Here is a 9,856-nt window from a genome sequence, read left to right as displayed (position 1 = left end):
TTACGCGTGTGATGAAGGAGGAGGAATTGCAAATTTTAGTACAGCAACCTGGACACAGCAGATCGTTGGAAACCAAACAGGATTAAAAATTTCTTGGTATGATAGCAACGGAAATGCCCTTTCTAATCCTCTTCCTGAGTTTTACCATAATAAAGTGGCTCGGTCTGAAACATTAACGGTGAAAGTAGAAGATGAAGTAAATCCTTTGTGTTCTTCTGAAACGCAGCTTCACCTGGTTGTAAACAAAAAACAGGAATTAAATCTTCAGGATATATATAGCATTTGTGGCCTGGAACCTTCTCTAAAATTAAAAATTCCAGAAAATTTTGACATGTGGGAATGGACCACTGAGGATGGAGAAGTTCTTTCAACTACTTCTGAGGTTTTACTTGAGCAAGAAGGCAATTATGTTCTAAGAGTTGGAACTTTTCATAATGGTATTTTATGCGAAGAAACCCGCGTTTTTAAATTGACAAGGTCGGCATTACCTCAAATTAGAGAAATAAACTTCAGAGAGTGGTCGTCTGATAATTATATAGAAATTATTGCCAGTGGAGAAGCTGATCTGGAATATTCCATTGACGGGATCAATTACACTGATAGTAATTATTTCGAAGATCTTACAGGTGGATCATATACTGTTTACGCTCGAGACAAAAAAGGTTGTGGAATAGCTTCAAAGGAGGTGACTTTATTAGATTACCCCAAATATTTCACGCCTAATAATGATGGATATAACGATTTATGGCAAATTACGGGTATTGACCAGGGCACAGAAGTCCATATTTTCATATACGACCGCTATGGAAAACTTCTTAAACAGCTCTCCTCTATCTCGAAAGGATGGGATGGAACCTATAATGGTAAATCTATGCCAGCAGATGATTATTGGTTTAGTGCTCAATTACCCAAAGGAAAGATTTATAAAAACCATTTTAGTTTAATTCGTTGATCCATTCATTTAATCTTTAGCAACTAAAGAAACTTCTAGGAGAAAATAAAACTCATAATAAACACTTAAAAGATAGAACCTATATTTCGAAGAAGAAATAATTGGTTCTACCATTAACCTGTGAATAGCTTTAACTTAAAAGTACACTTAGGAATAATTGGTCTAAACTGAAGAAAATTAAACATATCTTGATTGTACTATAATTGCCCCCCAATAATTACTATTCGCTAAATTAGCGCTCTTAGACTCCCGAATTATAAATACCCTCCTTCTCGCTTGTATACATTCTAATTCATTTTACATACCTAGCATGTAAAGCATACTCTATCGATAATTTCGCTTCTTAGATTGGTTCCAGAATTCAACTAATAAAGGCTCTTTTACTCCTTTTAAACCTTAAAACAATGAATTATGGAAAAGCTAAAAATTCTGGAACAACTAGACCGTATTGAAAGGCTGGTTCGCACTAACAAAAATGTACTCAATTTCGAAGAAGCCTGTGATTATACAGGCATCTCCCGAAGCTATTTATACAAACTTACGGCAAGAGGTGAGATCCCATTTTCTAAACCAATGGGCAAGATGATCTTTTTCTCCAAAGAAAAACTTGATGAATGGCTCCTATCTCACCAGAGGAAATCCAGCGATAATTTAAAGGCCGAGGCTATAAATTATACTTTTAAGAATAAAAAACGATTCTGGTAATATAATCTTATGTGTATGTCATCTCATCATGAAAAAATATACGGGGTAAAAGAACCAAAGAAGAAAACCATCTATGATGCCATCAATGAATATATGGTAGAAAAATATGATATCCGCTTTGATCAGCTGGGCCAGGAATTTCAGATCTCATTTAAAGATCAAAATAAGTGGGAGATCCTGGAAAGCAATTCTTTTTTAATCGAACTGGCGCAATCAAATATTGAAGTGAATCCAGCTAAACTGGAAATTTTCCTTCGTTCTCATTTTATCCCTAAGTTCAACCCCATAGAGGAATATTTTAAAAAGCTTCCTAAATGGTATGGAGAGGATCATATTGCGGAGCTGGCCAACTTTCTACCTCTAAAAGAATCCAAATTATTCCTTTATCATTTTAGAAAATGGCTCGTGCGCACGGTACGATGTGCTTTGGAGCAGGACTACTTCAATAAGCAGTGTCTGGTTCTGGTTCACTCACAACAGAATTCAGGTAAATCAACCTGGTGCCGGTTTCTCTGCCCTCCTACTTTATCAAAATATTTTGCAGAAGATATGACGACGGATAAGGATGCCAGAATTCAGCTCACCAGAAATTTTCTTATCAACCTCGATGAATTATCTATTCTGGCAAAAAAAGAAATAAATGCTTTAAAAGCCTATTTCTCCAAAACCATGATCAATGAAAGGCTTCCTTATGACAGAAAAAATTCGACCCTCTACCGCACCTGTAGTTTTATAGGTTCTACCAACCGGGCCACTTTTCTTAATGATGAAACAGGTTCTGTAAGATGGCTTTGTTTTGAACTGGATGGAAAAATTGACTTTAGTTATTCCTGGAAGATTGACATCAATAAAGTCTGGTCCCAGGCTTATTATTTAGCCTATGTGGATGAAGACTTTTATCCTGAACTCACTATCAAAGATATGGTGGAGAACGAGGAAAGAAATAAAACTTATAGGGAAACCAGTATGGAGGAAGAACTCTTATGTAAATACTACACTAAAAGTACTGACCCTAATGATTTTAAGACTACTACAGAAGTAGTCTTACAGTTAACCTGTATTAGTCCCCGGCTGAACAAGTACACTATGGGAAGGGCATTGAAAGCGCTGGATTACGAGAGGATAAAACCACCCAAATCCCGGCTTTATGGTTATTTGATCAAGCCCTTATTTAAGTCATCCCCTTCAGAAATTTTATAAAGATTAATTACCCAATGACCCAATTTCTATAAGCCCCTGTGAATATAGGCTTGAATTGGGGTCATTAGATTAAAAAAACTATCTACCCAATTACCTGATTTGGGTCATTGGGTAGCTATAAAAAGTACCTGAAAAAGCAAATAGTCCCAGTATTCATAAGGCATGGGTAAATGGGTCATTAAAATGAGAAAAAATGAACACAAAATCTTTATCGTGGAGTAGCGCCCGTAATATTTGCATCGTAAAAACACTCGCAAAATTAGGTCACTACCCCACCAGAAAATCGGAGAAAGAAGCCTGGTTTCTGAGTCCCCTTCGGTCAGAAACACAAGCCTCTTTCAGCGTTTCTTTAAAAAAGAACCTATGGTTTGACTACGGACTTGGACAGGGTGGAAATATTATAGACCTGATCATGGTTTTAAAAACCTATTCATTCCGCGAAGCGATGAACTTCTTAGCGCATGATGTTTCTCATTTTTTGTTTTGCCCGAATACTATTCCAAACAAAAAAATTCTAAACAAGGACATGAGAATTACCCGGATTAATTTTATTTCACATCCTGCCCTTAAAAAATATGTTGAATCCAGAGGAATTACCTATCACGTAGCACGAGATTATTGCAGGGAAGTCTGGTATAGGGTAAACGCAAAGGAATACTTCGCTATAGGTTTAGAGAACCACCTAGGCGGCTGGGAACTACGAAACAGCTACTTCAAGGGTTCCAGCTCTCCAAAATCCTATACCTCTATCAAAAGGAAATCTAAAACTTTATTGATCACTGAAGGCATGTTTGATTTTCTCTCCCTGATAATATTAGAGGAAGATCTGGTAAAGGCATCAGATATTATCATCCTGAATTCTCTGGCATTTACCAATAAAATTACGGGACATCTTACTAATTATGAGAATATTCGTCTGTATCTCGATAATGATTCCGCGGGAGATCAAGCTACAGCGAAGATTTTAAAACTATTTAGGTGTGCTACCGATGAACGGAATTCCTTCAGAAACTATAAAGACCTCAATGAAAAATTAATGCAATGCAAAAAGTAAAAACAATATTGGCTACTGAATCTTATACTGAATTTGATAATTTGAATTGGGTAGGTTCAGAGGGACCAATCGCAGTTGCGGAAGGGAAAGCAAGATGTGTCATTGTCATGACAATCTTGCTTTACTCCCGCAGGTCGCAAAGATTTTAAAAGAAAAAATGAAAAGGGAATACATCCAGATACGCTGCTCGATCTACGAGAAAAAGCTGCTCAAAAAAAGAGCGGCCAGGGCAGGTATTTCCCTTTCCGAATATTTGCGATCCACTGCTTTCGAGAAAAACATTGTAGAACGGATAAGCCCGGAGCAGATGGAAAGCTATCAAATGCTGGTACAGTACAAAAACAACTTTGCCCGCATTGCCAATATGTTTAAGAAAGGGAACCCGAAGCTAGCCAAAGATGTGGCGGAGCTCGCAGAAGAGATCAGGATGCACTTAAGAAATTTCAGAAAATGATCGGGAAAGGACATGCCATAGCAAGTACCGGGGCCTCCATAGAATATGGCTGGAACCAGGAGAAGAATGCCGAGGTAGTACTTAAGGAATACCTGGCGGGGGAGAATCCCAAAGAAATTACGGAAGAGTTTAAGATCATTCAATCGCAAAACGAACGTTGCATTAACAACACCCTGAGTTTTGTTGTCAGTCCTACCATCGAGGACGGAAAGGAGCTTACTAAAAGAGAACTTCAAGAGATCGCTAAAAGATTTATAAAGGAAATGAACCTGCAAAATAACCAGACCATTGGCTTTGTACATCGGGATAAAGCTCATACCCATGTTCATATTTATGCCAACCGGATAAGTCTAAAAGGAGAAGTCTATAAAGACAGCTTTATAGGTAAAAGAAGCCAGATCGCAGCAGATAATGTGGCCAAAGAATTAGGGTTAAAACGAGTATGGGAAGTACAGCAGGAGAGATTGCAGGAATTGAAAGTGCAGCGACTGGCCATCAAATATATCAACGACCGGGTACTGGAATCCAGGCCTAAATCTTTAGATGAGTATATCGGTAAAATGAAAGACTGCCAGGTAAAGGTCATCCCCAGTATCAATAAGTCTAACCAGTTGCAGGGCTTTCGGTTTGAATATAAAGGGGCCAATCTAAAAGGAAGTGAGGTACACCGGTCGATGACCGGTGGCCGGCTCATAGGCGAAATCAGTCAGAACACAAGTTATTCCAGGCTGAAGGAAATCCCTCAAAGCTTAAAGCTGTTGGATAAGACTGTACAAATCAGCTCCAATATGGCTACTAAAATAGCCAAAGACCTGGTGAAACAGGTGATAAAAAGAGCGCTGGATACAGGAATTGGAATATGATATTAAAACTTTGTAACCTATGAAAAAACTAGATGAGATCATGGAACTGATGACCGATGAAATGGCCGATTTTAAGCTGGCCATTCTAAAGCTGCGCAAACTCTCCGGAGAAATTGGGCAAATGAGTATTCCCATAAGCACCGAGGCATTGGAAAAGAACCTGAACGCTTTCCTGGAAAAGCAGGAAGAGAATGATCGGTTGAAGGATGATATGCTGAGAGGCATTGACCAGAAACTGAAAAATTCCCGGCTTATGCCTAATTATATGCTTCTTCTATTCGGTATCTTCGGAATACTAATGTTAAGCCTATTAGGATATTTTAAATCTTCCGCCACAAAAGCTGAGAAGGAAAAATTTGAAATGTATCAAATGATGAATTCCGAAAGCGAACTATTTGAAAATTATCTTTCAAAAAATCCTGAAATTAAGAACGAATATTACCAGTGGCTGGAAGCAAATAAGTAGCATTTGTCATGACAATTTCCTTGTCGCAAATTATCCTAATTTTTACAGTAAATCCGTCGGGAAGCCTTATAAACAGGTAATTATTTACAGGAAATATTGTCGCATAAGTGGTATGCGCCCTATGCTGTTTTTACTTTACGCTTAACTTCCCGTACACTATAAAAACAGCACAGGAACCACGCGCAAGATTATGGCAGATATGGGGCTCTAAATAGCTTATGGATTTAAAACACATTGTAATTTGATGAGTTTTGAATAAACTTTAAATACCCATCAATTTCATTCACTTCTGAAAAGTCATTTAAATTTTTATGTATGCAGAATGATCGCTTAAATAAATAATTAGTGACACTTCATTCGGTTTACCCTGGTTCACTCTGTAATTCCTGCTTTAAATTCACTAAGGGTTTTCTGAGCAAGATCAAGATCCCAATCTTCAAGGCTAGCCCATTTCTTTAAAAAATCGGAAGAGGCAGGTGATTTGGTATGTTCTTCAAGGATTTCCAGGACTCTTTTTTCCAACCTTTCTGATGATTTTACATACTTTCGGGCATTTCGGCCCAGAACCCGAGCTGCGATTTTAAATTGAGCGGTTTCATTTAATTCGCCAGCCGGGAAAACATCATTATGTTTTTCCAGAATCTCATCAAAATTATAATTAAAATAATGCTTAATTATTTTTAAGATATCCCCAGGATCCTGCCCACGGTCTTCTGGCCTGTCACTCCAGGCCACCAGTTTTAAAATAACCATTCCCGGCAGCGGAGGAATCTGCACTAATTTTTCATCTATATATACCTCCTGTGAATCTGTCAGTACTTCCTTAAGCCCTACAACGTGAAGATCTATTTGGCGTTTATTAAAATTCTGAGTGAATTCCTGTTCAATTTCGCCGAAAGGAAGCACATCTACCACAGCATTAAAGGAATTGTTATAAAAGGTCCAGGGTGCCTGTACTTTTGTAAATCCCTTTTCTTCCAGTTCATCGGTAATCTTCTTATAAACCTCTCCTGAAGAGATCATAACGGCAAAATCAATATCCTTGGTACCCCGGCTGGGTTTAATACCTTCTTTTAATAATTCCAGAGCAATGGCATTAACACCGATTAAGTAATAAGGGATCCGGTGCTTTTGCATTATCTCATCGATAATTTCAAAAACCTCTTTAAAATAAGGAATTGCGAGTTCTTTATAGGACTGGTTGGATATACTCATCATAAATTTTTTGTGCGGTTTCCCGGCAACGTTTGTCTTCTCTTAAAATCAAATCGGCATAAACCAGAAAAGGAGAGACAGCAGGACCGAAATCCCTTTTCCAGAATTTTTCATAAACAAATAATTCTCCTTCAGCATTGGGCCTAAGGCTATAATTTTTCATCAGGTTTACCGGAGACTCGTTGCTATACAATATGAATTTTTCCGGCCTTAAATAACCTGTTAATAAATCACCTGCGGGTTCGCCTCCCCAATGGGTTTCTCCTGGATTTAATTGGAGATTTTGCCAATCTTTCCGTAGTTCATAACGCGCCCTGAATAATTGAGGTTTCAGTTGTTGTTCATAATCGTTAATCCAACGGTCTAATAAAGCTTTACGATCTTCCCAGAGATAATTGTTTTTGTGGGCGATTAAGAAACCTTCATCTTTTAAAGCTTTCATCACTTTAGGCACAGTTCCAAGGCTTACATTACTTTTCTCTGCTATGGTTCTTTGTGTGGCATTTACTAACTCAGGATCGATTAAAAAACTAAAAACCAGTTTCAATCCTGTTTTGGTAAAAGCCTTTTTTCTGCTGCTTCGCACTGTTTTTAAAGGTTTATTGGTATCAATAAAAACATAGGTTCCATCATTTAAAATAAATATATTACCATTCTCTTCCAGGTAATTTATTTCCTCTTCCTGCAAGCGTTTTTTTATTGCCGGATGTAATCTTCCCGCTACCAGCATAAAATTCCCATACTCCTGCTTTCTTTGCAAAAGCTGGGGAATTTGATGCTGGCGTAACTCCTTTTTGATTTCTATTCCTAATCTTAATGAAGGTCGGTATGGAAAATGGAGACTAATTTTTCCATCCAATTTACCTCCCGCTTCAAATCGCCCGGAGATATGCCCGGGATCTTCCAGGTTTTTCAAAGCATTGTAAACAATCTCTGTTTCCATCTGTTCACGTTTTTTATTTGTTCACGATTCGTGAACAGTATAAATTTATGAACAAATGTATGAAATTTATCCTGTTTTATACTTGAGAAGAAGGCAGAGAATAGAAAAGCACTATGTTTATAGCCGATACTATTATTCCCTGGAGCAGCGAATGGTTATATCACTATGAGATTTGGGCAGGCACCGGTAAGTGGCAAGCTAAAGGAATTTACGGAAAATTAGAACCTTATGTTTCTGATGAGTAAGTATTAAAATTAAATAGTAGTTGAATAATGTAAATATTGCCGGATTGTTAATCTAATAATTTAATAAAGTCCCTTATAATGCGCAAATTTGTGCAGATTGTAATCAGATTGCGGTAATTCTATCAGCCCAAAATCGCCACAACTTGCGATATTTTGGACCGTTAGCAAAAGATTAATTACAAAAAACTATAAATGAATTGGAATACATATAACACTAAAGGAATTAAAGAAAAATACGTTTATAGATATGTAACAATCGAAAAACTGGTTGATTTTTTAGAATCAAGTAGCATCTATCTAACCCGTTTAGATAAATTTGAAGATAACCTTGAAAATATCGAACCTTACGACATCAATGAACTAAAAGTCAGAAGTAAAACATTAAAAATACCTGACGATGCAAATCCGGATATTAGTGATGATCGATGGGAGCAAATTATTCAAGAAAACAATACAGCTTTAAAAGCTTTACAGAAAAGTCTCCATTTAAAACAAAAACATCGATTTGTAAACTGTTGGATTTTAAATGACGTTGAATCCTTTGCAATGTGGGATATTTATGGCAAATCCGGTTTTGCAATTCGATTTGAAAGAAAATATTTTCAAAAGCTTATTAAAGAATCAATTAACATTCAAGAAAAACCCACAAGTAATTTTGATATTATAGTTGCAGGTGCCGTAAAATATCAGAATTATGATGATATGCTATTTAAGGAAAAAGAATCACTTTTAAAATTTTCTGCATTTAGAAAGCATCTTTCATTTAAACACGAAACAGAATATAGAATTGTAGGATTTATAAAAGAAATTTTAGACATACCTGGACTAAAATTTAAACTTCCAGAAATTCAAAATCTGAAATTTGACATTATAGCGAATCCTAGATTAAATTCCTTTCAACTCCAACAATATAAAAGTATGATTTCAAAATATTCCAAAAAACATCCCTTAAAAGAGTCAGATCTAAAAGAGTGGTTAGATTTTAAAAAAATGAATTACTAGTATCACAGAGCTAAAAACAAGTAATTATTTGAAAAGTAGTAGATAAACTTATGTCTAAAAAGAAACAAGCAGAATTCGTAAAATGGTTTGGGCCTGTACTTGATGCTTTACGAGAGTTGGGTTATTCAGGGAAACCCAAAGAAGTCTCCGATAGAATTTCGAAAGATTTAGATCTCTCGGAAGCGTTTTTAAACCAAACAATCAAATCTGGTCCTAATAGATTTCATAACCAGGTTGCCTGGGCACGACAATACTTAATCTGGGAAGGTTTATTAGATTCATCGATTAGAGGTACTTGGAAGTTGACAGAAAAGGGGAAGAATACTCATCTAACCTATGAAAAAGCCCATGAAATATTCTTAAAATGGGTTGAGATTAATCAACAGGCCAGAAAGAATAAATCAAAAAAGCAGGTAGTAGAAGAGCAGGAAGAGGAAGACCCGGACTCCATAGATATTAAAGCTGAGACAAACTTACTCAAAGTACTCCAGACTATTTCCCCCTTTGGTTTTGAAAACGTTTGCAAAGAATTGCTCCGGGAGCATGGATTCGAAAATGTCGAGGTTACCCAAAAATCTAAAGATGGAGGAATCGATGGTTATGGAGTATTAGAGATAAATCCATTCGTAAGTTTCAAAGTGCTATTCCAATGTAAAAGATATAAAGGATCTGTGTCTAGAGCTCAGGTTGGAGATTTTCGTAATGCAATGATAGGAAGAGCCGAAAAAGGAATAATTCTTACCACGGGCTCTTTCAC

12 protein-coding genes are annotated in these 9,856 nt (G+C 36.7%); 10 read left to right on the top strand and 2 right to left on the bottom strand.

Annotation, left to right across the window (positions count from 1 at the left end):
• The 7 genes from RM529_RS14845 to RM529_RS14815 form a co-directional block, all read left to right on the top strand.
• On the top strand, window positions 1–952 hold a 952-nt coding region (locus RM529_RS14845), incomplete at its 5' end, for a T9SS type B sorting domain-containing protein (RefSeq protein WP_311485535.1).
• A 411-nt stretch (window positions 953–1,363) separates the two neighbouring features.
• Complete coding sequence (locus RM529_RS14840; protein ID WP_311485534.1) at window positions 1,364–1,657, top strand: helix-turn-helix transcriptional regulator; 294 nt, start codon at window positions 1,364–1,366, stop codon at window positions 1,655–1,657.
• A gap of 15 nt (window positions 1,658–1,672) precedes the next feature.
• Window positions 1,673–2,857, top strand: coding sequence for a VapE domain-containing protein (locus RM529_RS14835; protein ID WP_311485533.1), 1,185 nt, complete (start codon window positions 1,673–1,675; stop codon window positions 2,855–2,857).
• A gap of 193 nt (window positions 2,858–3,050) precedes the next feature.
• On the top strand, window positions 3,051–3,911 hold the full coding sequence (locus RM529_RS14830; protein ID WP_311485532.1) for a DUF8464 domain-containing protein: 861 nt from the start codon (window positions 3,051–3,053) through the stop codon (window positions 3,909–3,911).
• Between the two features lie 157 nt (window positions 3,912–4,068).
• A complete protein-coding gene (gene mbpA / locus RM529_RS14825) occupies window positions 4,069–4,365 on the top strand; it encodes a mobilization protein MbpA (protein WP_311485531.1) in 297 nt (98 codons plus the stop codon).
• A complete protein-coding gene (locus tag RM529_RS14820) occupies window positions 4,362–5,228 on the top strand; it encodes a relaxase/mobilization nuclease domain-containing protein (protein WP_311485530.1) in 867 nt (288 codons plus the stop codon). Before mbpA ends, RM529_RS14820 begins: the two co-directional genes overlap by 4 nt.
• 19 nt (window positions 5,229–5,247) lie before the next feature.
• The gene (locus tag RM529_RS14815; protein WP_311485529.1) at window positions 5,248–5,694 is read left to right on the top strand and encodes a DUF6730 family protein; all 447 of its coding nucleotides are present in this window, start codon (window positions 5,248–5,250) and stop codon (window positions 5,692–5,694) included.
• 372 nt (window positions 5,695–6,066) lie between these two features.
• Here the strand turns inward: RM529_RS14815 and RM529_RS14810 are convergent, their stop codons facing one another.
• Together RM529_RS14810 and RM529_RS14805 are read right to left on the bottom strand one after the other, a co-directional pair.
• Complete coding sequence (locus RM529_RS14810; protein WP_311485528.1) at window positions 6,067–6,912, bottom strand: hypothetical protein; 846 nt, start codon at window positions 6,910–6,912, stop codon at window positions 6,067–6,069.
• Window positions 6,884–7,852 (bottom strand): type IV toxin-antitoxin system AbiEi family antitoxin, encoded by a 969-nt coding sequence (locus RM529_RS14805; RefSeq protein WP_311485527.1) that lies wholly within the window; start codon window positions 7,850–7,852, stop codon window positions 6,884–6,886. The genes RM529_RS14810 and RM529_RS14805 overlap by 29 nt, the downstream gene beginning before the upstream one ends.
• A gap of 113 nt (window positions 7,853–7,965) precedes the next feature.
• Between RM529_RS14805 and RM529_RS14800 the strand changes: the two genes are divergently transcribed.
• From RM529_RS14800 to RM529_RS14790, 3 genes are all read left to right on the top strand, one after another.
• Window positions 7,966–8,097, top strand: coding sequence for a type II CBASS E2 protein (locus tag RM529_RS14800; RefSeq protein ID WP_311485526.1), 132 nt, complete (start codon window positions 7,966–7,968; stop codon window positions 8,095–8,097).
• A 192-nt stretch (window positions 8,098–8,289) separates the two neighbouring features.
• A complete protein-coding gene (locus RM529_RS14795) occupies window positions 8,290–9,099 on the top strand; it encodes a DUF2971 domain-containing protein (protein ID WP_311485525.1) in 810 nt (269 codons plus the stop codon).
• A 50-nt stretch (window positions 9,100–9,149) separates the two neighbouring features.
• The coding region (locus RM529_RS14790; RefSeq protein ID WP_311485524.1) for a restriction endonuclease at window positions 9,150–9,856 on the top strand (707 nt) is incomplete at its 3' end.

This window comes from Autumnicola edwardsiae (assembly GCF_031846505.1).
In the GTDB taxonomy this organism is placed as follows: domain Bacteria; phylum Bacteroidota; class Bacteroidia; order Flavobacteriales; family Flavobacteriaceae; genus Autumnicola; species Autumnicola edwardsiae.
This window is presented reverse-complemented; position numbering and strand designations above follow the sequence as displayed.